A 22,622-nucleotide genomic window follows, 5' to 3' on the forward strand; every position below is an offset into this window, starting at 1 on the left:
TACCATGTCCATGTCTTTTATTATTGCCTGTGAAAGCGGCAAACGTAAAATAGCAGAAATTTTACTGGCCAATAACGAGGTTGATGTAGCCTATACCGACGAGAAAGGAAGAACGGCCCTGCATTACGCTGCACACCACGGCTACCAAGACCTGGTGAAGTTGCTGCTGGAAGCCGGCGCCGACCTGGACTACGAAGACCATAACGGCGAAACACCCTTTTATTTTTCCTGCCTGCAAAAACAAAAACAAACCGCCCTGTTCCTGCTGGAAAAAGGCGCACGCACAGATATTAATGATCTCCAGGGCAACAGCCTGTTGCACCTTACCGCTAAAACCGGTCAGAAGGAACTGGTAGATAAACTGCTGAAGAAAGGCGTTGCGGTAGACCTGGAGAACAACCAGGGCGAAACCCCTTTGCTCATTGCCGCTGCATGGCGCAATAGAGAGATAGTGCAAACGCTCATTGATCACGGTGCAGATGTAAACACCACCAACAAAGGCGGCGACAGCCCCCTCATCATAGCAGTACGGGCCAAAAACCCTACCATGGCCACTTGCCTCCTTGAAAACAATGCCAACGTAAATCATACCAATCACGCGGGAGAATCCGCCCTGCTGATTGCCTGCTATGACACCAACCGGGCACTCACCAACCTCCTTGTACAACATGGAGCCGACGTGCTGACCACGTCCAGGAACGGGCTCTCCCCTATTTGGTATGCCTGCGCCAATAACCAGAAAGAGATCGTGAGCCTTTTCCTGGATAAAGGCATTGATGTTAATTTCAGCCAGCCGCTTTCCGCAGATACCGCCAGTATGAACAGTTACCTGGATTGGGTGGAAAGCGCTGCCAGTCTTTCTATGGACAGTGCCTTCAATCTCAATCACACCTACAGCTACGGTGGGGAAAGCCTGCTGCATGTAGCCGCTAAAAACGGGCATCTCAGCATGGTGAAACTGTTGCTGGAACGCGGGGCCAATGTAAATATCCAGGATGAATCCGGGAATACTGCACTACATTACGCCGCATCTAACGGTAAAAAAGATATTGTTAAATACCTGCTGGAACAAAAGGCAGATGTATCCATCGTTAATACCAAAGAGCAAAAGGCTATCGACTATGCCTCTATCAAAGGGTATAACGAAATTGCCGCGCTGCTGCTCAGTTACAATTCACCACAGGCAAAAGCGGCGCCCGTTACTGCGGCTCCGGCTGAAGCTCCCGCCGGGAAAAGCATGGCGGATAAGAAACAAGCCCTGCTTGACCTGAAAGAGCTGCTGGATGCCGGCATCCTTTCCGCTGCGGAATTTGATGAAGAAAAAGCAAAGATCCTGAAAGGCTGACAGCATCAAGGGTATAATAAAAGTGCCGCCCGCAGGCTATCCTTCCTGTTGGCGGCACTTTTTAAGCGGGCTCATAAAAAAAGCCTATCTTTAGCCCGTAACCATAAGGGGTTGTTGGGCAGCTATTTTTATTCCTCGCACAGGACAGCAGGATGATGATACGTGCCGGGCGATAACCTCCCCATATCTCCGGAATACTATGCGTAATGCTATCGTAAAAAGAACAGCTGTAAAAACATTGAAGATTTTTTCAATATCAGTGGCTGCTATCTTTCTTTTGCTTTTTTTACTTCCTATTCTTTTTCCAACGGCCATATCCAATAAAATAAAGTCGTGGACCAATAACAGTATTACCGGCGATCTGAATTTCTCCCGTGCACGGTTATCGTTCTTTAACCATTTCCCTTCACTGACGCTGACGCTTTATGATTTCAGCCTGAAAGGAGCCGCTCCTTTCCAGCAGGATACGCTGATAGCCGCCAACGAAGTAGCCTTGGGGGTGAACCTGGCCAGTATTTTTTCCAGCACCATCAACATCGATGAAATTTACCTGACCCGCGGAAATATACATGTACTGGTAGACGCAGCCGGGCATCCGAATTATAATGTGTACAAATCCGCCCCGGCCACGGCTTCCAGCCAGGCCGACAGCGGCAGCGCCTCCCTGAAGATTGCCCGCATACAGCTGGAGAGCTGTAATATCATTTACGACGATCAGTCGCTACCCATGTACATCCAGGCAAAAGATGTGAACTATACCGGCAAAGGCGACCTGAGCAAAGCACAGTTCGACCTGCACTCACGGATACGTATACACGCATTTGACCTTAGCTACGGAGGCACTTCATATATCCTGTCGAAGCCATTGAACGGGGAGCTGATCACGAAGATCAACACCAACTCGCTCGATTTTATTTTTGAGAAGAATGACCTCAAGCTGAATGAGCTGCCGGTGCGGCTGAACGGTTCTTTCGGGTTCCTGAAAAACGGCTACCGGATGGACTTCCGCCTAAGCTCTATGGAATCAGGCCTGCATGCCATTTTCAGCGCGCTCCCCGCGGAATATGTGGGCTGGCTGGATAAAACAGACATACAGGGAACGGCAGATGTAAACGCCAGCCTTATCGGGCAATACATTGCGGAAACCAATATCATGCCCGATGTAACCTTTAATATGAAGATAAGGGACGGCATCATTACCAATGCCAAAGCCCCTGCTCCTGTTAAAAACCTCTTTCTCAATTTCCAGTCGAAGCTGCCACAACTGAACCTGGATAGCCTTTATATCAATGTGGATTCTATCTTCTTTAATATTGATAAAGATTATTTCAGCTCAGTGATCCGTGTACAGGGGCTTGCCACGCCGGATATTCATATAAAGCTGAATACCGACATCGACCTGGAGAAATGGAACAAGGCCACCGGCGGGAAAGCATTCGAGATAAAAGGCAGGCTGCAGGCCCATCTGCAGGCAGATGGCAGATACGCCAAAGGCGTTGTATACCGCGGCCTGCGAAAACAAGTCGATACTGTGATCAGCAGCATCCCGGCATTTAAACTGACCGCCGCCCTGCGGGATGGGTACTTTAAATTTGCCTCCATGCCCCAGGCGCTTCATAATATCCGCTTTAATATCGATGCGGGTTGCCCGGATAACGATTACGCACATACGCAGCTGAATATTGCAGACATTAATGCAGATATGCTGAGTAACTATATTAAGGGCTTTTTCCGGCTTCAGAATGCCCAGGCGCCCGTGGTAGATGCACAGCTCACCTCTATCCTTCACCTGGGGGATATCAGGCAGTTCTATAAAATGGACAGCCTGGATGTTTCCGGTGATCTGGGTATAGACATCACTGCCAAAGGCAGCTATGTGCCTGCAAAAAGGCTGTTCCCCGTTACTACCGCCAAAGTGAAAATGGATAACGGTAGCGTACAAACGAAATATTATCCCCAACCTATTCAGAAAATAAATGTGGATGCTGTTATTACCAATACCACCGGTACCATGCGTTCGTTACAGGTAGATCTGAAGCCTGTGGCCTTTGAGTTTGAAGGTCAGCCTTTTACCCTGAAAGCAGATCTTACCAATTTTGATGATCTCCGTTATAACATTACCTCCAACGGTGTCATCGATCTCGGCAGGATATATAAAGTGTTTGCCATACAGGGATACGGCGTTCAAGGCTTTATTAAAACCAACCTCTCGCTGCGAGGCACCCAAAGCGATGCCTCCGCCGGCAGGTACAATAAGCTCAACAACAAAGGCTCCTTAATAGTAAAGAACATTGTTTTAACAGCAGAACAATTCCCGCTGCCGTTTCAGATCAAAAACGGCGTGTTCCGTTTCGACCAGGATAAAATGTGGTTCGACCAGTTCAATGCCAGCTATGGTAAATCCACTATTGTATTAAACGGTTTTCTCAGTAACGTGATCGGTTATGCCACGCTGAAAGATCAACTCCTGCATGGTACATTTGATCTGAAAAGTAACTACATCCTGGTGGATGAGCTGATGGTGAACGGCGATATAAAAACCAATACCGGCAAGCCCGGCGCTACGCCTTCCGGTGTTGTAATGGTGCCCGGTAACCTGGCGCTGGCACTGAATGCGACGGTAAATAAAATAAGCTTCCAGGGCATTGCCATCGACAGCTTCCACGGGCAGCTGAATATAGACAGCAGCAAAGTACGCCTGAATCAGACGGGCTTTTCCATCATAGGCGCACCGGTAGCCATGGAAGCCACGTATGCCAGCATTGATCCCCGGAAAGCAACATTCGATTATCACATCAGCGCGAAAGAATTTGATATCAAACGCGCTTACAATGAAATAAAGATCTTCCACGACATCGCGTCTTCTGCAGCCAGCGCCAGCGGCATTGTGGGGCTCGATTACCAGCTGAGCGGCAAACTGGATGAAAACATGCATCCTGTATATCCTTCGCTGAAAGGAGAAGGCGTATTGTCTGTAAAGAAAATAAAGATGAAAGGCTTTAAACTGTTCAACGCAGTAGGTAGCTCCACGGGTAAAGACGGGATGAAAGATCCGGATCTTTCTAAAATAGAAATAAAATCGGCCATCAAAAATAATATCATCACCATTGCCAGAACAAAAATGCGCGTAGCCGGTTTCCGGCCACGCTTTGAAGGCCAGGTAAGCCTCGACGGGAAACTGAACCTGAAAGGCCGCCTGGGGTTACCGCCGCTTGGCATATTGGGTATACCCTTCAACGTTACCGGTACACAAAGCAACCCCAAAGTGCAACTGCGGAAAGGCAACGAAAAAGATAATCTCGAAGAAACAGCGGACCCCGATGAAACAGGCAATTGAGAAATAAGGATGCTATGAGCGCAGGCTTTTAACAGGATCAGTCATAGCAGCCCGGATGGCCTGGACGCTCACCGTTAGCAAGGCGATAACACTTCCGGACAGTAGCTGTTCAATTAACCGTCTTTAATTTTCTTTGAAGATGCGGGCCAGTTCCTTCTGCAGATGATCTTCCCGGAGGTTCTGTGCAATGATCTTACCAGTGGGATCGATGAGGAAATTAGCGGGAATGGAACGGATCCCGTATTGTTGTGCCACCGCGTTATCCCATCCTTTCAGGTCCGATACCTGTGGCCATGTGAGCTGGTCTTTTTCTATTGCTTTCAGCCAGGCGTTCTTCTGGCCCGGCATATCGAGCGATACACCTAATACGGTAAAGCCTTTGCTTTTGTATTCGTTGTAGGCTTTCAGCACGTTGGGGTTTTCCTGCCGGCATGGACCGCACCAGCTGGCCCAGAAATCAAGCAACACATATTTGCCCCGGAATGAAGAAAGTTTCACTGCTTTACCATCGGGCGCATATTGTGTAAAATCCGGCGCCAGTTTACCTGTTTCCGTATTGGCACGTGCGCTGAGCATTACCGGGATACGTTTTCCGAGGAGCGTGTTTTTTAAACCAGGTGCAAGATGTTCATAAGCCTGCCCAGCTGCTTGGGCCATGCCTGGTTGTGCGGCTATGTGCACAAGACTGATCACGCTGAGATAAGATGTGGGATGCTTCCTGGCAAACTCCAGGTGGATCCCGAATGATTCTTTCATGAGCTGGTTCTCGCGTTCAACCAAAGTGTTAAATATGCTCTTGTCTTTCTTCTGTTCATCCGGCATCGCTTCGTACTCTTTCCGCAAGGCAAGAAATTTTTCATCATTCTCTTTTAACATTGCGCGAAGCTCCGCCTGCTGGTCATTTACCGGCGATCCTTTCACAACGCTGTTCTTCAGTGAATCGGCAGATATTACTTTAAAGACAGTTGGTTCCAGATATAGCCTTACATAATCCATTTGCTCTCCTGGCGCCAATCGTTGTACATAGGGATTCTTATTAAGATATAAGGCTCCCATAACAGGGTATTCCAGTGTACCTTTAAATACAAAATGCCCGGATTCCACCATCGCAGAATCTGTTTTCTGCTGGTCTTCCACCTGGTAAACAAGATATATTTTATCGCCATTGTGCAGGGCGTCTGCCTTTCCATCCAGTTCAAAAGGATGCTGGGCCATGATAGGGAAAGAATACAAACAGGTAAGCAGTACTAATAAGGTGCGCATGGAATCTTAATCATTTACGTTTATAGATGACCGTTAGTTATTCACTAGCGGCTGTGTTCCCGGAGGATCTGGCGGATACCGGCCATATGATGATCGTCGTGCTCTGCCACGAAGTAAGCCAGGTCAACGATCCGCATAGGCGTTTTCAGTCGCGGATGCAGTGCCGATTGTTCCAGTTGTGCATCTTCCAGGCTCCATAGCCTGTTCACCAGTTGTTGCCGTTGTTCCCTGAACTGATGCAGCAGCTGGCCGGCGGGTGTTTCATTATGATTGGCATCATGGGTTCTGCGGTTTGTAAGATCGGCCACCCTTAATTCGGCAGCGCCGTTGATAAGATCTTCCAGGCGGCCCAGCCATAGCGGCTCCATATCCGACAAATGCCCGGCTTCTTCCTTAATGCTCCACTTCCCGCCGGGTTTTATCACCAACAGGTCTGGTGGTATATGAGCGATGATCTCCTCCATGCGGGCGGGGGTTCCGCTAAGCCTTTCAATGATCGTTGGCAGGGTGCCGTTATCTTCAATTACGGGAAATGTTCTGTTGAACCATTCAGTCCTTTTCATTGCAATCTTATTTCTTCCATAAAATTAATGATAATAACAGAAAGGAAGTGCCTAATAAGTTTCTTCTGTATATTCCACCGGTTTTTCTACCGGGGGATGAAATTCTTTTTCGCTTTTGGCAATAACGATGGTGGCCACCCCATTGCCAATGATATTGGTAATGGCGCGGGCTTCGCTCATAAATTTATCTACTCCCAGTAAAAATGCAAGTCCTTCCACCGGGATCTTGTGCACGGCTGTTAACGTGGACGCCAGTACGATAAAACCGCTGCCTGTAACACCTGCGGCGCCTTTCGAGGTAACCATCAGTATCCCGATGATGGTCAGGATCTCTCCTATGCTGAGGTGCACATCATACAGCTGTGCAATAAAAATAACGGACATCGACAAATAAATGGAGGTCCCATCCAGGTTAAAGGAATATCCTGTCGGAATAACCAGTCCTACCACGGATTTGCTGCAACCCATTTTTTCCAGTTTCATCATAATGGAAGGCAGCGCAGATTCAGAAGAAGAAGTGCCCAATACCAGTAACAGTTCTTCCCTGATATACCTGAGAAACCTCACGATGCTCATTTTATAATACTTCAGGATGCTGCCCAGTACCAGGAAAACAAAAATGGCCATGGTCAGGTACACGGTTCCCATCAATTTGGCCAGTGGCACCAGCGTATGTAAACCAAATTTGCCAACGGTATAGGCCATTCCCCCGAAAGCCCCCAGCGGGGCGAGGTACATTACATACTTCAATGCCTTGAAAACAATTTTAGACAGCTGACCTAGCCATCCGATCACCACCAGGCGGTGCTTTGAGTAATTTAACAACACACCGGTAATAATGGCGGCCACCAGTACCTGAAGTGTAAGGTTACTCATGAAAAAGGATAGCCAGTCGAACTCCTTTGCACCGGAAGTATACCTGGAGGCGTTTTCTATTTGAAGTGACGACTTATCTATTTTCCCTGGCCGGATCAGCAAAGCCATCAGCACGCCTGCAGCCAGTGAAATGGTAGATACTACTTCGAAATAAAGAAGGGATTTAACACCGATGCGTCCTACTTTTTTCAGATCATCCATCCCGCTGATCCCCAAAACAATGGTGAGGAAGATGATCGGCGCAATAAACAACTTGATAATATCAATAAACGTCTTTCCTATAATTTCCATCTTCACACCGGTTGCCGGAGCAGCGCTGCCCAACCATACGCCGGCGATAATGGCTATGAGCACCCAAAAAGTGAGATTGGTTATGATCCTGATATATAAACTCCTGCTTACCGCTGTTTCCGCCTTATACGATGCTATATCTTCCTGCATAGGTTTGTCTGGTTAATATCCGTTTGATTGAATTTCCCTTCAAGTAACGAAATTTTCACCGTTTATTACTGTATGCAGACGATTTTATTATATGTTAATGTATCGTTTCCCGTTACAATTTACCGGTTTCAATAATGGATATGATCTGTTGCCTTGCCTGCCTGGATTCGGGGAGGTTAATCAGCATCCAGTCGTGGACCATGCCCGGATACTCCACATAAATGAATTGTGATATTTCACCAGCTATCATTGTTTTCAGTTTACGGGCATCGGCTACCAGGATCTCCCTGCTTCCCACAAAAACGGCAATGTTCTCCAATCCTTGGAATGAGCCATAAATGGGGCTCAGCAGGTAATGATCCAGCGGCGCATTGCCGGCGTAAAGCCTGCCTGCCTGTAAAAGTCCTTCCAGTCCCATGAAAGGGTCTTCCATAGCGATCTGCTGAATTTCAGGGTTAGTAAGACTTATATCCAGCCAGGGTGAAAGCAGTATCAGCTGTCCGGGTTGCGGCAGCTGCTCATTCGCCAGTAACTGGCAGAAAGCCAGTGCCAGTCCGCCGCCTGAAGAATCCCCCATTATCACCAGGTCTTCCTTCGCCACATTTTCAAGTAATTCTTTATAAAGCGCCAGTATCATACGAAATGAATCTTCAAAAGTAAATGCGGGAGCCAGTGGGTAATCCGGGGCCGAAATTGTACAGTTTGTGGCATTAACCAATTCTGCCATAAATGACCAATGATGGGAAGTAAAGCTCTGCACATAAGCCCCTCCGTGCAGGTACAATATGTGCCGGGAGCTTTTATGTTTTTTTGGTTGCAGGGTAAAAACCTGTTGTCCGCCCAGCTGTCGCTTATCTACCCTGCAGTATTTATAGACTTTGGCGGTGGGTTCCGGGCTGCTGTAAAAATTCTGCTTTCCCGCTGCCAGCAGCGTTTTCAAAAAGTGTTTCTTACCGATCAGGCGGAGGAAAAGCGTAAATAATCTGCTGTGTATACTTGGCAAATGATCTGTTTTAAACATGACAGCGGTGCGCTGGCATAATATTTACAATACATAAGGCATGCCTGGTATTCAGAAAAACGACTTCTGGCTTCGCCTGGATAATGCAGCAAAAATTTATCCGGCTATCAAGGATAAAGAGCTTACCTCTGTTTTCCGGATATCTGTTGTATTAAAAGACAGGATAAGGGCAAAAGCCATGCTTGAAGCCGTTAGGGACATTGAAAACAGGTTCCCTTATTACAAAGTAACCCTTAAAGCCGGCTTTTTCTGGTATTACCTGGAACAGCTGCCAGACTCCATCCCCATAGATGCCGATTTACAAACGCCCTGCCGCGCCTTCAAAAAGGGGGAGCTGATGTTCCGTATACTGGTAAAAGATAACCGGATAAGCGTAGAGTTTTCGCATATCCTTACAGATGGCACCGGCGCGTTTGAATTTCTGAAAACATTATTGCTGGTATATTTTGAAAAATGTTGCATTCCGCTTGCCGGTAAACCGGAGTTTTATGATCCGGACAGTAAACCATCGGCTGAAGAATATGAAGATGCATATAGCAGGTATTTTAAAAAGATTGATGCCCCGCATATTAAAACGCCCGGGGCTTTTCATGTGCCTTTCTCCCTGAAAAACAAACCCAGGTTCAGTGTACTTACCGCTATTATTCCCATAGCTGAGCTTTCAAAAAAAGCGAAGCTGCTGGGAGTAAGCATCACCGTGTATCTTACTGCTGTATATCTGTACACGCTCCAGCATATTCATGAATATCAGCCCAGGTTAAAAAAGAATATCAACCGGAAGATCCTCCGGATTGAAGTGCCGCTGAACCTGCGTAAGCTGTATCCTACGCGTTCCATGAGAAATTTTTCGCTGTATGTACTTCCGCAAATTGACCTGCGGCTGGGTCATTACACTTTTGAGGAAATCGTTAAAACGGTATATCACCAGATGCAGCTGGAAACCGATCAAAAGCTGATCAATAAAATGATCTCCCGCAACGTTGGAGGGGAGCGCAATGCCATTGTAAGGAATATCCCGTTAATCCTGAAGTCGCTTTTTCTTTCCAGGCTGTACCTGGTTGGCACCAAACAATACAGCGGAGTGGTAACCAACCTTGGAAAAATAGACCTGGGAACAGCGGCCAATCAACTTATTGAGCAGTTTATATTTATTCCTCCTCCGCCCAACAAGGTGTTGAAAGTAAATTGCGGCGTTGCCGGCTTTGGTGATAACCTCGTTTTAAGTTTTGGTAATATCACTACATCGAAAGAACTGGAAAGGCATTTCCTGGCGTTTATGGCCCATCATGAAATTACGGTTAAAATAATAAATTCATGAGCGTATGAAATACTGCAGTAATTGTGGTGTAATACTGGAAGATGATATGCAAACCTGCCCGTTGTGCGGCGATACCGCCAATACAGGCAAGGTTGTACCGGATCCTGTTCCCCATAACGGGACTGTGCCGGCCACTGCTCCTGCGGCGCTAAACCGGCAACAAAAGAAGCTGGTATGGGAAATTGTATTCCTCGTGTTGATCTCATCCATCATGGCAGCCCTGCTCATCAATTTTATTGTCAATAAAACAATTTCATGGTCAGAATACCCTGTAGCCGTATGCCTGGTTATTCTCTCCTATGCCCTGTTTTTTGCATTCCTGCCTGGTAATAATGTTGCAGGCATGCTGGGAGGATTTATCACATCGGGTGTGTTGCTTTTATTACTGGATACGTTTACCGGCGGGCTGGACTGGTCATTTAAGATCGCCATTCCCGTTCTTTTGACGGCCAGTCTTATTGTGGCCGCTCTTCTTGCTGTTATCCGGCTCTCCCCTACCGGCGGCGTTAATCTCATTGCCTATGTATTTATTGGCAGTGCATTGCAATGCGTGGCCATAGAGGCGATACTTTCCTTTTACCATACACAAAAGCTTCACCTGGAATGGAGTATTGTTGTTTGTTTATGCGTGTTGCTGATTGCTATTGCGCTGTTATTTCTCCATTTCCGGTTAAAGAAAGGCAGAAGCCTGGAAAAAACTTTCCACAGGTAACCACCTCTACAAGCGATATACTTCGCTGCCTGCCAGTAGGAAGCAGCCCAGGCCATAGTCCTCAAAATCGGGCACTTTGTCAAACGTAACGGGTTGTCCGTCTTTAGGCTCTTTACCAGTGCCCTGCACGTAGCCTAAGCGTCCATCCGGAGCAATACAATTTTTCACCAGGGCATTCCATGCTTTTATTACTACCGGCAGGTAGGTTTCCCGGCTGATCAGCTTGTGGTTGATTCCCCAGGCCATTCCGTAGACAAACAGCGAGGTGCCGGTAAGTTCCATACCGCCGTATTCGTTGGCATCATGTAAACTTACATTCCAGCAGCCATCCGGCCGTTGTAAGGGAAGCAGGGCCTTCAGCATATCGCGGTAATCCTGCAGGTATTCATTGTAATGCGGATCGCTGGCCGGCAGCTGTTCCAGGGTGCGTACCAGTGCGGCCACTACCCATCCGTTCCCCCTGCTCCAGTAGCAGTCTTCCCCATTGGGTGAGGTATATGGCGGATCAAAATCCTTGTCTCTCCACCACAGATGATCAGCAGGGTTATACAGTCCATGATCCCCATGATTATATTTCGTATAGGCATACATGGTATACATCCGGTTAAAATAGCTGGTATCCTTATAAATCACTCCCAGGCGGGCGTATACCGGCATCGCCATCTGCAGCGCATCTATCCACCACCAGTCGTCCACTTTATCTGAGGCCTTCATATTATCAACAGCTGCTTTGATATCCCGTATGCGTTCTTCTTTTTTATCGATGAGGTACAGGTCGATGTATGTTTGTCCGCAGCATTGATTATCCGCGTTCCTCACCTGTGTGCCACCCCAAAGCCCCCACTGATGATTATCGCCCCAGGCGGTGGCGTATTGGTAATAAGGCGCCTGTTTGTCGATGCCATACAGCGCCATCAGTCCTTCGTAATAAACGGCGCGTGTCCATAAATTGGAGGGGCGTTCTTTATTCGTAAAAGTTGGTTTACCCGGATCAGGCCATTTCTGCATAAAGTATTGATTGGTGAGGCGCATGGCCGCGAGCACGGTTTTCTTTGCAGGAACTTTCTGTGCCAGGGCGATCTGGCTGATAAAGCATAAAGTAAACAACAGGCTTTTCATACGTGGTGATGTTTTTCAGTACTACAGAACGGGTTAATATAACTGTCAATTTAACAATTAAATATAAAAGCGCATAGTAATTTTTTGGGAGATAGGAAACGGGGAGCTACCATTGGGTGGCGAACGGTGATCAGTTCCTGCGGGCGGTGTAGCTACCGCGCGGGCCATCCATGCCACTTCTGTAGAACGGAAGATATAGCTTCCCGGGAATCTGTTTACACGCAGGTAAATAGTTGTAAGTTTGACAACGAATCATTGCATATGAAACAAAGCGCCGGCATACTGCTTACCCGTTCCACAGGCAAAGGGTTGGAATTCTTCCTGGTACATCCCGGCGGGCCTTTCTTTGCCAGGAAAGAGGCTGGCTGGTGGACGGTACCCAAAGGAGAAACAGCGCCTGGCGAAGATCCGCTGGAAGCAGCCATCAGGGAGTTCGGGGAAGAAACTGGTTATACACCGTCGCCTCCTTTTACACGGCTTGCCTCCATCATCCAGAAGGGCGGTAAACAGGTGCATTGCTGGATGGCTTCCGGTAACCTGGAGCCGGGAAATATAGTAAGCAATACTTTTGAAATAGAATGGCCGCCTAAAAGCGGGAAGTTTAAAACCTACCCCGAAATTGATAAAGCCGGCTGGTTCACCATGCAGGAAGCGGTAAAACTGATCAATGAAAAACAGGCGCCGTTCCTGGAGGAAGCGCTGCGCCTGGCGGTGAAAAGATAGTTCTTACTCCTGTTTTGCATTGGTCAGTACAATATACTTTGCCTTTAAGCATTAATGCTTAAAGTAATTCCACAGGTAGGCAGAAATATTCCTGATCAGGGTTTGTGCCTCGTTATCATCTGTCCAGCGCTGGTCTTTATTATTTTTCGTACCTACGTAAAACACGTACTCACCGCGGGGTGCATTCACCAGGATCACTTCTGATCTTGAGGCATCCAGGGAACCGGTTTTATGCGCAGCCTGTACATAAGGCGGAATGCGCGACAGCCCGGTTTCATCATAATAGCCGTGGGTCATCAGCCGGTACATCCGTTCTGAAGCGGCTTTACTGACCACCTCTCCATTGCGGATCTTTACCAGCAATGTGGCCATTTCCCGGGGGGTAGTCATACCCCAGCCGTATACTTTCCAGATGCCTTCGCGGCCGGGAGTACGGGAATTAACGCGGGTAACGGCAAGCCCGTATCGCTCCATCAGCTCATTGATACGCTGTCCTCCCCCGGCCAGTGCCTGGTTCCAGATAGATGCGGTGTTATCGCTGTACGACATCATCAGCGCCAGCAACACGCTTAGCTCTGTAGCGGTGCTGTCACGGAAGAACTGCATCAGGCCCGATCCGCCGTATTTAATGGAATCGCGGTATATCAGCGGCTGATGATATTTCAGCTCACCTTTTTCAATTTTATCGAAGATGCCCACCAGGATAGGAATTTTTACAATGCTGGCTGTAGGGAAAATGGTATCGGCATTGATGCCGGCGTAACGCCCGGTTCTAAGGTTCTTCACATAAATGCCCACCTCCCCGTTAAACCCGGCAACAATCTTCCTTAATCCTTTTTCAAGCTTCCGGTCTTCCTGTGAAAAAGCCAATACAGGTACAAACAGTAGTAACAGCAGCAGTCTGCGCATATTTAAAGTGTGTTTTGCTTTAAGTTATAAAACAACCCGCAATATTCATAGGGGATTATGGCGTTGAAACAGGAAGCATATTAAGACGCGGGTATCTTCATAATTTTCCCTCCATGATCATCCCCGCTTTTTTTGTACTTTCTGACGGAAAGAAACAAAACCCGAAGGATTCCTGATATCCCTTCACCCGTTTTAAATAAAATCAGGTCTCTAATAAATATCAAATGCTACGTTATGAAGCTAATTCCACCCAAATGGAGTCCTTTGCTGCAAGGACTGTTGCTCTTGCTTTGGCTTAACCCGCCAGCTGTTTCTGCGCAGGGGCAGAAACAGGTAACCCTTAAAAGCGGGAACACCGCCATCAGCCTGGCAGACATCTTCAAGGCCATACAGCGGCAAACCGGCTACACCGTCTTTTATAATAACCTTGTTTTGAACGATAAGGAAAAAATGAAAGTCGACTTTAACGGAAGCGATCTACCGGTAGTACTAAGTACTGTGTTTAAAGATAGAAATATCGAATGGACCTTCAATGATACCTACATCATCCTGAAGAAAAAAGATAATGCCACTTCTCCTTCCCCTAAACAGGAAAAGCTCCAGGGCAGGGTAACGGACGATACCGGGCAACCGTTGGTCAGGGCATCTGTACGGATCAAAAATACCACGGCGGCAGCGCTTACGGATGCCGGTGGCAATTTCTCCATCGCCCTGCCGGAAAACGGGGGCACGTTGCAGATCGGTTTTGTTGGTTATGAACCATTGGAGATACCGGTGAAAGACATGCGCTTCCAGGATATAAAACTAAAGCCCGCCAACAGCGGGCTCAATGAAGTAATTGTGATCGGATACGGTACCACCACCCGCAAAGATCTCACCGGTTCTGTAGGCAAAGCCAATGTGGAAGACATGCAGAAAGCCCCCGTAGCCTCTTTCGACCAGGCGCTGGCAGGTCGCATTGCCGGTGTGGAAGTAACCTCCAACGACGGACAGCCAGGCGCCGCCTCCAGGATAGTAGTAAGGGGCAGCTCCGTAAGCCAGGATGGTTCTCCCCTGTTTGTTATAGACGGCTTCCCCATCGAGAACATGGATATCAATTCCATCAACCCGAATGATATCGCCTCACTGGAAGTATTGAAAGACGCATCTTCCATCGCTATTTACGGCGCCAGAGGCGCCAACGGCGTTATCATCATCAATACAAAAAGAGGGAAACCTGGTCCGCCAAGAGTTACCTACAACTATGCGCTGGGCATGCAGCAAATCACAAAGAAAATGGAAATGCTCAGTCCTTATGAATTTGTAAAACTGCAACTCGAACTGGACAGCATCAGGAGCAGCCCCTCCAACCCTGTCAATACCAATGCGCTTATTTACCTTGATCCTGCGCATGGCATTACACTGGATTCCTATAAAAATAATCCGGGGTACAACTGGCAGGACCTGCTCATACAAACCGGTCTTACGCAAAACCATTCCCTTAATATCAGCGCAGGCACCGCAGATACCCGGTACTCCATCAGCGGCTCCTATTACGACCAGAAAGGCATTATTATCAATACCGGCTTAAAAAGATATGACGGCAAATTCACACTGGATCAAAGGCTGAATAAAAACCTGCGGATGGGCGTCACCGCCGGGTATTCCAATTCCACCTCTTACGGCACCATACCTGCCGCAGCAGCCAGCGGCGGCGTAGTACAAGGCATGTGGCAGTACCGGCCCGTTTCCGGCGTGGGCAACCAGGACCTGCTGACAGAAGTGATCGACAGCCTTGCACTGGAAGAGTTCAACAATGGCTCTTCCAATGCCACACTGGGAAACAACCTGGTAAACCCGCTGCTGCAGGCGCAGAACGAGTACCGGAAAAACATCAACAACACCGGTACTATTAACGCTTTCCTCGAATATACCTTTCTGAAAAAATTCCGGCTGAAAATTTCGGGCGGTTATAATGCTACCAATCTCAAGTCTGAAACTTTTTATAATTCGCAAACACAACAGGGAAATTTATTCAAAAACCAGGCAGGCGCAGTGCCTAACACAAATGGTATTAACGGTACTATCAATAATCAGCTGAACAGTAATTATCTCAGTGAAAATATCCTGAACTACAAAACTGCTATCGGGAAAAAACATATGATCGATGCACTGGCAGGGTTCACCTATCAGTACGCCACTAACAACTATACCGGCTTCAAGTCCATCAACATACCACAGTCGACCGAATACCTGGGCATTAAAAGCATCAGCGGCGGTACCGCTACGCTTCCCAATTCAGGCGGCTCCCGTTGGCAGCTGTTCTCTTTCCTGGGCCGGTTGAATTATGCTTTTGAAGATAAATACCTGCTCACCGCTACCGCAAGATCTGACGGTTCTTCAAAATTCGCGGCAGGCAAGCAATGGGGATTCTTTCCCTCCGGCGCTTTTGCCTGGCGGTTTACGGAGGAATCTTTTGCAGCAGGCATAAAACCGGTATTGAATGATGGTAAGTTCCGCGTTAGCTACGGCAGCGTGGGCAACAACAAGGTGGGCGATTTCAGCTACCTGGCCACACTGGCCGGGGGTACGCAATTTGCCTATCCCTTCAACAATTCCTACACAAGAGGAACTGTGCCTTTCGGAAACGGAAATCCCGACCTTACCTGGGAAACCACAACAGAACTGGATCTTGGGCTTAATCTCAGCTTCCTCAACGACAGGATCTCTATAGATGCAGATTATTATCACCGGAAAACCAAAAACTTCCTGCTGCTGGTACAAATCCCATATCTGGGAGGATATAGTATCACTTCTTTCAATACCCAATACCAGAACACCGGGGAGATCAGCAACAGAGGATTTGAGCTTACCATCAACACGGTTAATATCAAAGGAAAAAACTTCAACTGGAGCAGTAGCTTTAACATCAGCTTTAACAAAGGAAGGATCGATAAATTTTATGATGGCTTTGAAGTCATGCAAATACGTTACGACCTGCCCGGCGGAAACAACACCACCGGCTGGATTGCAAAGGTAGGTGCGCCCATCTCCCAGTTCTACGGTTATAAATGGGCTGGTGTGTACCAGTACGATGATTTTGTGAAACAAGGCAATGGTACCTATATCCTGAAAAACGGCGTACCTGGCTATTCCCCAAACATTCAGCCCGGCGATCCAAAGTACCGGGACATTAACGGCGATGGCGTAGTGGATGCAAACGATCAAACTACACTGGGCAGTCCGCTCCCCATCCATACCGGCGGATTCTCCAATAATTTTAACTATAAAAATTTCTACCTGAATATTTTCCTGCAATGGAGCTATGGCAATGAAATACTGAATGCCAACAGGATGGCCTTTGCTTCCACCGGCGGGTATTTCCCCAATGGCAACCAGTTTGCGGAATACGCCAACCGCTGGACACCGGATAATCCAACCAACGATGTACCCAGGGCATTGTATAACAACAGGGGCGATGCCGGCAGCACTGCGCCAAAAGTAACCTCCCGCTATATAGAGGACGGCTCCTTTCTGCGGCTTAAAACCATTTCGCTGGGATACGACCTGCCGCAGGAAATTATCCGCCGCGCAGGATTCAAAGGGCTCAGGGCATATGTGGCTGCGCAGAATATTTTTACCATCACAAAATACTCTGGCATCGATCCGGAAGTGTCTTCCTTCAGGGTACAAAATCCCGCCAATGCGCCGGGAAACACACCCGGCGTTACCGCCACCAGCGGTACGGGTTACACCTTCCTGCAACCAAGCAGCAGTTATTCCGCCTTATCCGGCGGTCTTGATTATACCGCTTATCCACGCGCCTTTACACTCAGTTTCGGTATTACAGCTACTTTCTGATTCCATGTTTAAAAAGATGTTATGAAAACTTTTCAGCGTTTACTTCTTTCACTTATCTGTATACTGGCGGCCTCCTGCAAAATGGATGTAACCCTTGATCCTACTACCTTCCGGCCTATCACGTTTGCCACCGAAGCGCAGCTGGATGAACAGGTGGCGGGATACATTACAGGTTACCGCATTTACTTCTTCAACAATATGCGATGGGCTTCTTTCAGTAAAAAACACCGGGAAAGGTAAAAGCATCTACCTGCAACTCGCCCCGGATCAACTGGCCCTGCGTTATGCAGACGCCCCTGAAAAGCAGGAAGCCATCCAGTTAAGTGTGATCCGCATGCACCAGCTGATCGCGCAACTGCTTACCAACCTTGGCGCCGCTCCTTCCGTTGCTACTGCATTCAAACTTGGCAGGGTTAACCGCCCGGTTTCGTTCCATACACTCAGTTCCTGGAAAGTGCTGGGCCCTTTTACAGTAAATACATCCGGGGGAACAAAAGCGCTGGCTACTACTTTTCCCGGTGAGCAGGATGCCATTGCCGGCGCTGAAAATCCCAATCTCACCTATAAAACGGAAGAGGATAAAGTATTGGACTGGCGGCAAACAGTGGATGCCGGTAACAACGGCTTTGTGGACCTTGCCAAAGCCTTCGGTGGTATAGATGATAATGCAGTTGCGTATGTAACCAAAAGTGTGAGCAGCCCGCTGGCGCAGAAAGCCATTCTTCGTATAGGCGTTGACTATTGGATGGAAGTATGGCTGAACGGGAGATCTATCCTGCGTGTAGATGCCAACCATCAGAAAAGGGAAAACGAATTTATACTGCCCGTTTCTCTTTCTGCAGGTGAAAATATCCTCACCCTCAAAGTGGCCTCCGGCAAAGGTGGGTTTGGTTTCTGGGCCAATATAGCATATCCGGGAGCAGGCGAAGCGCCAACCGGTACAACGGATCAGGGAAGCTTCTACCCGGTGGTGGCCTATAAATTTTTTGATCCTTATCAATTTACATACTGGTAGGAAACACCATTGCAGGCCATACAGATGCCCTTAACAAAAAGCCTTCAGACTGAATCTGAAGGCTTTTTCATTTATCAGGTGAACCTGTCGGTTTAACTTACCATCGGAAGATACTTTTTCCGGTTTTCAATGATCACCCAGATATTAATTGCCAGCAATACCAACGCTATAGGCAACCCGGACGGTGAATAAATAAGGTTGGTTAAAACTATTCCCACCATTACCGGGAGAATAACGATAGCGCCAAGCGCCCTGAACTTATTAGTGATGAAAAGTACGCCGCCTATTATTTCAATAGCTCCTACGAGCGGCATCAGCCAGCTTATCTGCATAAAGGCCGTCATTAACTTTACCAAACTTTCAGGCATATCCTTTGGTACCGGCATGTAATTGAAAAATTTATTCAACCCGGCGTTGATGAACATAAGTCCGAACAGAAGACTGACTACAAATAGAATTTTGTTTTTCATAGTGTTGATTTACCGTAAATATACATTTCATTTTTATTTGTTGTATAACAATAAAAGGTAAAGACGGTTGTCTTATTTTTTCAACGTTGGGAGCAGTCCGTCCAGGTTTTCCATTCCCATTGTCAGACCTTCTTTGAAACCCATCTTTATGGTTGCCTCGAGTTGGGCCAGGTCGGGATAAGTGATCACTGATTCTACCAGTGTTACATCTCCTTTACCGGTAAAGCTCACTTCCCACTGCGATTGGGGCATGTTTGTATTGGGATTTCCGGCTTCATCAGCAAAAGCATCAACAATCGTAAATTTCTTTTGATCCTCGATGCTTTTATAATTTGCCAATGCCCAATGTTCTTCTCCTTCCGGGCCTACCATTGCGTAGTGCCAGGATCCGCCTTCCCTGAAGTCCATTGTTTTTGTTCTGGCTTTCCAGGGCTTTGGCGCCCACCATTGATCCAGGATCTCGCTTTTCGTATAGGCGTCCCATACTAAAGGAAGTGCCGCTGCAAATTCTCTTTTTACAGTGATGGTTTTGTTTTCCTTGTTTACGGAAAAATCAAACGCTAAGTTCTTACTCATTGCTTATTGTTTTTAAGTGTTAACAGTACTTTGTCAAGTTCATTAAAACGACTCTCCCATATTTTTTTGAACTCCTCCAGCCATTTATCTATTTCCTGCATTTTGGTACCATCCAGCTGGTAAAAAATTTCCCTGCCTGCCTGTTCCTGTTTTACCAGCTGGCATTCCGTTAATATCCGCAGATGCTTTGATACCGCCTGCCTGGTAATGTCGAAATGTTCGGCAATAGCATTTGGCGTCATTGCCTGCGACGCAATCAGTAATATAATGGCCCGCCGTGTCGGGTCGGCAATGGCCTGGAAAACATCTCTTCTCATTTGTCTTGTTTTTACTTGCGCAACCGTTCAGTTGCAAATATAAGCAACTAATCGGTTGCGCAAAATATTTTTTTTCCGGAGAGGTCACTGGAGCTAAAAGAAAAAAAGAATTAACCCTTTACAACTCATTAATTATGAGCACAAAGCAATTCTCCCTGCGGCAAGGGCTCCGTTAATAAAAAAGTTGGACGTGCGGTATTATTGGGCATTGGGCTACAACAGTGGCTTTCAGGTACTAAGTTACCGGCAGACCTGATGGTACGTTGACGAATATTAATAAGTTACCGGCAGACCCGGTAGTAAGTCTGACGAAAGTTAACCGGTTACACAGGCGTTATCCTGCATCATACCTTCTATCGTTTTCTTTATCATTACCACCGTAGTATTCCAATAGAAATTCAGATGATGGTATATAGTTGCGGTAGGAAAATTAGTGATGGTTAGTGACAACAAAGTTTGTTCATTCTGCGGTTCAAACATAAAGCGGATAATTGAATAGTTCTCCGCGCTATCGGGTAACCTGGATATGGAGCTTAAAAAGTTATAGCTAACAACCTGCTCCGGTAAATACTCCAGTACAGTGCCTTTATTTTCAAACCTGGCATGATGAAACCCACTGATCACAATCGGGGATCCTACTACCCAGGTGGTTGCTATCTCCAGCTCCAGTTCAGGCCCTCCCATCCATGCTGTCATCAAACCAATATCTGTAACCGCGTGCCATACCCGGGCAACCGGGGCGTTGATGCTTATCTGTTTACTTATGATCTCTTCCATTTTATGAATTTAGCCTGGTCATTTTCTTTATCAGGGAAATCTGCCCCAGGTGATAATGTGTATGCTCAATAACCCCCAGCAAGTTCCGGTAATAGCTTCCGTACTTCGGGTCTGCGAAGTCCCTGAATAGTATGGCATCATCCAGGTCGTCAATCGCTGCAGCCAGTTGTTCTGCTTCTGCAAAACACCTGGTTACCAAATCCTGCCACTCTTCTTCGGAAGATATTGGTCCCAGGTCAAAACTGAATTTATCATGCGCATTTAAAGGATTGCCCCGCAATACATTCAGGATAGCGCCCACATAGTAGTTGATATGAAAAACAAGAACGGCGATCGTATTCAGATCCTGTACCTTTGTGGTGGCCTGTTTATAATCTACATCCGCTAATATGTCTTTCAGGTTTATGCTGGTCCAGTTCCCCCCGAAATGAACATCCCTGAAATGCTTTGATAATTGTTTGACTGAGCTCATAGCGTGTCCAATTGTTTGTTTCCTTTCCGGATTTTTTACAATACATCTTCCTTCATTAACACCACTACATCAATGACACAGCCGGCGTATCACAGGCTGCAGCAAATTCAGACCCGGCGATTTGCAGGAAGAATAATACCTCGTTCCTTTTCTGTATACTCAACGGCGCGGTTGAATATGCCTCCCCTCCAGGTAAGCCAGCATGCCCAGCACCTGCAGTACCACCTCCCAACAGGCAATCGGCCCAAAGTATTTTTTTCAATAACGGGATATTCCCGATCTGGTATTTCATCCGTGAATTTAATTAAACTTTAGACGCAGTTGAGAGGGATCCGGTCACAAAAATTAAATAGCTTTAATCACTTAAACTTACACAATAATGGAAGAGGAACTCATGGAAGAATCATCCGGCCAGAAGGAAACCTTTCGCGGCACTGTACAGCAGCTGAAAAAAAAAGCAGCAGAAAGCAATGTGATCGTCACTCATGCACAGATAGCAGGTAAACTGAACATACCGTTGGAGCAATTTAATGCCTGCTATATAAGTGATGAAGCGCCGCCTGAACTATTCCCGCTGCTTCGCTCACAATACTCAGATATCATCGGCAATTTAAGAGTGATCCATATATGGTTTACTGAAACTATTGAGCTGCCTGATCCGGAATTTGATGAAGAATAAGATCAGAACGGATGGTAACGCATACCTCCGTCAACAGTGGCAACGCTGCCGGTAACATACCGCGCACGGGGCGATACCAGGAATGCCGCCATATTGGCCATGTCCTGCGGTTCGCCAAAATCGCCCAACGGAATTTCGCGTTCAGCAAACTTCCGCCGCTCATCGCCCTGAAAATAAGGACGGATATTTTCCGTATCAATAAGACCGGGCTGCAGGCAGTTGACCCTGATACCATAACGCCCCAGTTGCCCCGCCAGCTGTTTGGACCAGGCCACCACCGCCGCTTTGGCCACTGCTGAAACATTCAGGGTCCGCAATTCATAAGTACTGGTCAGGTTCAGGATAACACCCTCTTTTCGTTCCATAAAATGAGGCAGTAATTCCTGTGTGAGCTGCCGGTGGCGCTCAAAATCCAGGGTCATGGATTCCTTCCAGGGCTCTTCCGGTCCAACCACTTCTACAGGACGGCTACGGCCTGCATTATTAATAAGGATATCTACATGCCCCAGGGCGGATAGCGCCGCTGCTGCAATTTTCTGCGGTCCGTCGGGCGCCACAAAATCCTGGATCAGCGTTACCGGCTCCACTCCCCCTGCGGCTACCACTTCTGTTTTCAAACTATTCAGCAAATCTTCATTTCTTGCAACTGCCAGCACCTTTACACCTTCAATAGCCAGTTCCCTTACAATGGCGCGGCCAATCCCCTGGCTGGCGCCTGTTACTACTGCTGTTTTTTCTTTCAGATACAGATCCATACTTTTTATCTTAATAAAGATGAATAAATAATGCGCCTGGGCGCTTTTAAAATTTCTTTGTAAAAGTAACGGGCAGCATCTAATTTTATAGGTT

22 protein-coding genes are annotated in these 22,622 nt (G+C 47.3%); 9 read left to right on the forward strand and 13 right to left on the reverse strand.

Going from position 1 to position 22,622, the window contains the following annotated elements; genetic code table 11:
* The first annotated feature begins 4 nt into the window (after positions 1 to 4).
* Entirely contained in the window at positions 5 to 1,345 is a 1,341-nt protein-coding gene (locus FN124_RS23975; protein WP_142687297.1) for an ankyrin repeat domain-containing protein, read from the forward strand.
* Positions 1,346 to 1,544: 199 nt separating this feature from the next.
* On the forward strand, positions 1,545 to 4,682 hold the full coding sequence (locus FN124_RS23980) for an AsmA family protein (RefSeq protein ID WP_142687298.1): 3,138 nt from the start codon (positions 1,545 to 1,547) through the stop codon (positions 4,680 to 4,682).
* A gap of 123 nt (positions 4,683 to 4,805) precedes the next feature.
* Here FN124_RS23980 and FN124_RS23985 read toward each other — a convergent pair whose 3' ends face one another.
* The 4 genes from FN124_RS23985 to FN124_RS24000 all read right to left on the reverse strand — a co-directional run bounded on the left by FN124_RS23985 (position 4,806) and on the right by FN124_RS24000 (position 8,828).
* On the reverse strand, positions 4,806 to 5,945 hold the full coding sequence (locus FN124_RS23985) for a TlpA disulfide reductase family protein (protein ID WP_142687299.1): 1,140 nt from the start codon (positions 5,943 to 5,945) through the stop codon (positions 4,806 to 4,808).
* A gap of 44 nt (positions 5,946 to 5,989) precedes the next feature.
* Entirely contained in the window at positions 5,990 to 6,508 is a 519-nt protein-coding gene (locus tag FN124_RS23990; RefSeq protein ID WP_142687300.1) for a DinB family protein, read from the reverse strand.
* Positions 6,509 to 6,559: 51 nt separating this feature from the next.
* The gene (locus FN124_RS23995; RefSeq protein WP_142687301.1) at positions 6,560 to 7,825 is read right to left on the reverse strand and encodes a cation:dicarboxylate symporter family transporter; all 1,266 of its coding nucleotides are present in this window, start codon (positions 7,823 to 7,825) and stop codon (positions 6,560 to 6,562) included.
* Positions 7,826 to 7,937: 112 nt separating this feature from the next.
* On the reverse strand, positions 7,938 to 8,828 hold the full coding sequence (locus tag FN124_RS24000; protein ID WP_185937346.1) for an alpha/beta hydrolase: 891 nt from the start codon (positions 8,826 to 8,828) through the stop codon (positions 7,938 to 7,940).
* Between the two features lie 58 nt (positions 8,829 to 8,886).
* Here FN124_RS24000 and FN124_RS24005 point away from each other — a divergent pair, with 58 nt between their 5' ends.
* Together FN124_RS24005 and FN124_RS24010 are read left to right on the forward strand one after the other, a co-directional pair.
* Complete coding sequence (locus FN124_RS24005; protein WP_142687303.1) at positions 8,887 to 10,164, forward strand: hypothetical protein; 1,278 nt, start codon at positions 8,887 to 8,889, stop codon at positions 10,162 to 10,164.
* Positions 10,165 to 10,168: 4 nt separating this feature from the next.
* Positions 10,169 to 10,876 (forward strand): DUF6320 domain-containing protein, encoded by a 708-nt coding sequence (locus FN124_RS24010; RefSeq protein ID WP_142687304.1) that lies wholly within the window; start codon positions 10,169 to 10,171, stop codon positions 10,874 to 10,876.
* Positions 10,877 to 10,882: 6 nt separating this feature from the next.
* On the opposite strand, the gene FN124_RS24015 is transcribed toward FN124_RS24010, so the two are convergent.
* On the reverse strand, positions 10,883 to 11,995 hold the full coding sequence (locus FN124_RS24015; RefSeq protein ID WP_142687305.1) for a glycoside hydrolase family 88/105 protein: 1,113 nt from the start codon (positions 11,993 to 11,995) through the stop codon (positions 10,883 to 10,885).
* Positions 11,996 to 12,256: 261 nt separating this feature from the next.
* On the opposite strand from FN124_RS24015, the gene FN124_RS24020 reads away from it, so the two are divergent.
* Positions 12,257 to 12,718, forward strand: a complete 462-nt coding sequence (locus FN124_RS24020) for an NUDIX hydrolase (RefSeq protein ID WP_142687306.1) — start codon at positions 12,257 to 12,259, stop codon at positions 12,716 to 12,718.
* 51 nt (positions 12,719 to 12,769) lie between these two features.
* Here the strand turns inward: FN124_RS24020 and FN124_RS24025 are convergent, their stop codons facing one another.
* Positions 12,770 to 13,627, reverse strand: a complete 858-nt coding sequence (locus FN124_RS24025; RefSeq protein WP_142687307.1) for a serine hydrolase — start codon at positions 13,625 to 13,627, stop codon at positions 12,770 to 12,772.
* Between the two features lie 234 nt (positions 13,628 to 13,861).
* Here FN124_RS24025 and FN124_RS24030 point away from each other — a divergent pair, with 234 nt between their 5' ends.
* From FN124_RS24030 to FN124_RS24040, 3 genes are read left to right on the forward strand one after another with little or no spacing between them, the layout of a single operon-like run.
* Positions 13,862 to 17,467, forward strand: a complete 3,606-nt coding sequence (locus FN124_RS24030) for a SusC/RagA family TonB-linked outer membrane protein (RefSeq protein WP_142687308.1) — start codon at positions 13,862 to 13,864, stop codon at positions 17,465 to 17,467.
* 21 nt (positions 17,468 to 17,488) lie between these two features.
* Positions 17,489 to 17,707: a hypothetical protein gene (locus FN124_RS24035; protein ID WP_142687309.1), complete on the forward strand. Its 219-nt coding sequence runs from the start codon at positions 17,489 to 17,491 to the stop codon at positions 17,705 to 17,707.
* A complete protein-coding gene (locus FN124_RS24040) occupies positions 17,613 to 18,482 on the forward strand; it encodes a hypothetical protein (RefSeq protein WP_142687310.1) in 870 nt (289 codons plus the stop codon). The genes FN124_RS24035 and FN124_RS24040 overlap by 95 nt, the downstream gene beginning before the upstream one ends.
* A gap of 92 nt (positions 18,483 to 18,574) precedes the next feature.
* On the opposite strand, the gene FN124_RS24045 is transcribed toward FN124_RS24040, so the two are convergent.
* From FN124_RS24045 to FN124_RS24070, 6 genes are all read right to left on the reverse strand, one after another.
* Positions 18,575 to 18,952 carry a DoxX family protein gene (locus FN124_RS24045; RefSeq protein WP_142687311.1) on the reverse strand — a complete coding sequence of 126 codons (378 nt, stop codon included), beginning with the start codon at positions 18,950 to 18,952 and terminating at the stop codon, positions 18,575 to 18,577.
* A 72-nt stretch (positions 18,953 to 19,024) separates the two neighbouring features.
* Positions 19,025 to 19,528: an SRPBCC family protein gene (locus FN124_RS24050; protein ID WP_142687312.1), complete on the reverse strand. Its 504-nt coding sequence runs from the start codon at positions 19,526 to 19,528 to the stop codon at positions 19,025 to 19,027.
* Entirely contained in the window at positions 19,525 to 19,845 is a 321-nt protein-coding gene (locus FN124_RS24055) for an ArsR/SmtB family transcription factor (RefSeq protein WP_142687313.1), read from the reverse strand. Before FN124_RS24055 ends, FN124_RS24050 begins: the two co-directional genes overlap by 4 nt.
* 315 nt (positions 19,846 to 20,160) lie before the next feature.
* Positions 20,161 to 20,622 (reverse strand): SRPBCC family protein, encoded by a 462-nt coding sequence (locus FN124_RS24060; RefSeq protein ID WP_142687314.1) that lies wholly within the window; start codon positions 20,620 to 20,622, stop codon positions 20,161 to 20,163.
* 1 nt (position 20,623) lies between these two features.
* Entirely contained in the window at positions 20,624 to 21,094 is a 471-nt protein-coding gene (locus tag FN124_RS24065) for a DinB family protein (RefSeq protein WP_142687315.1), read from the reverse strand.
* Positions 21,095 to 21,158: 64 nt separating this feature from the next.
* A complete protein-coding gene (locus FN124_RS24070) occupies positions 21,159 to 21,386 on the reverse strand; it encodes a hypothetical protein (RefSeq protein WP_142687316.1) in 228 nt (75 codons plus the stop codon).
* An 87-nt stretch (positions 21,387 to 21,473) separates the two neighbouring features.
* On the opposite strand from FN124_RS24070, the gene FN124_RS24075 reads away from it, so the two are divergent.
* Positions 21,474 to 21,773 (forward strand): hypothetical protein, encoded by a 300-nt coding sequence (locus FN124_RS24075; RefSeq protein WP_142687317.1) that lies wholly within the window; start codon positions 21,474 to 21,476, stop codon positions 21,771 to 21,773.
* A 2-nt stretch (positions 21,774 to 21,775) separates the two neighbouring features.
* Here the strand turns inward: FN124_RS24075 and FN124_RS24080 are convergent, their stop codons facing one another.
* Positions 21,776 to 22,528, reverse strand: a complete 753-nt coding sequence (locus tag FN124_RS24080) for an SDR family NAD(P)-dependent oxidoreductase (protein ID WP_142687318.1) — start codon at positions 22,526 to 22,528, stop codon at positions 21,776 to 21,778.
* Positions 22,529 to 22,622 lie beyond the last annotated feature (94 nt).

The organism is Chitinophaga polysaccharea (genome assembly GCF_902150045.1).
GTDB classification, from domain to species: domain Bacteria; phylum Bacteroidota; class Bacteroidia; order Chitinophagales; family Chitinophagaceae; genus Chitinophaga; species Chitinophaga polysaccharea_A.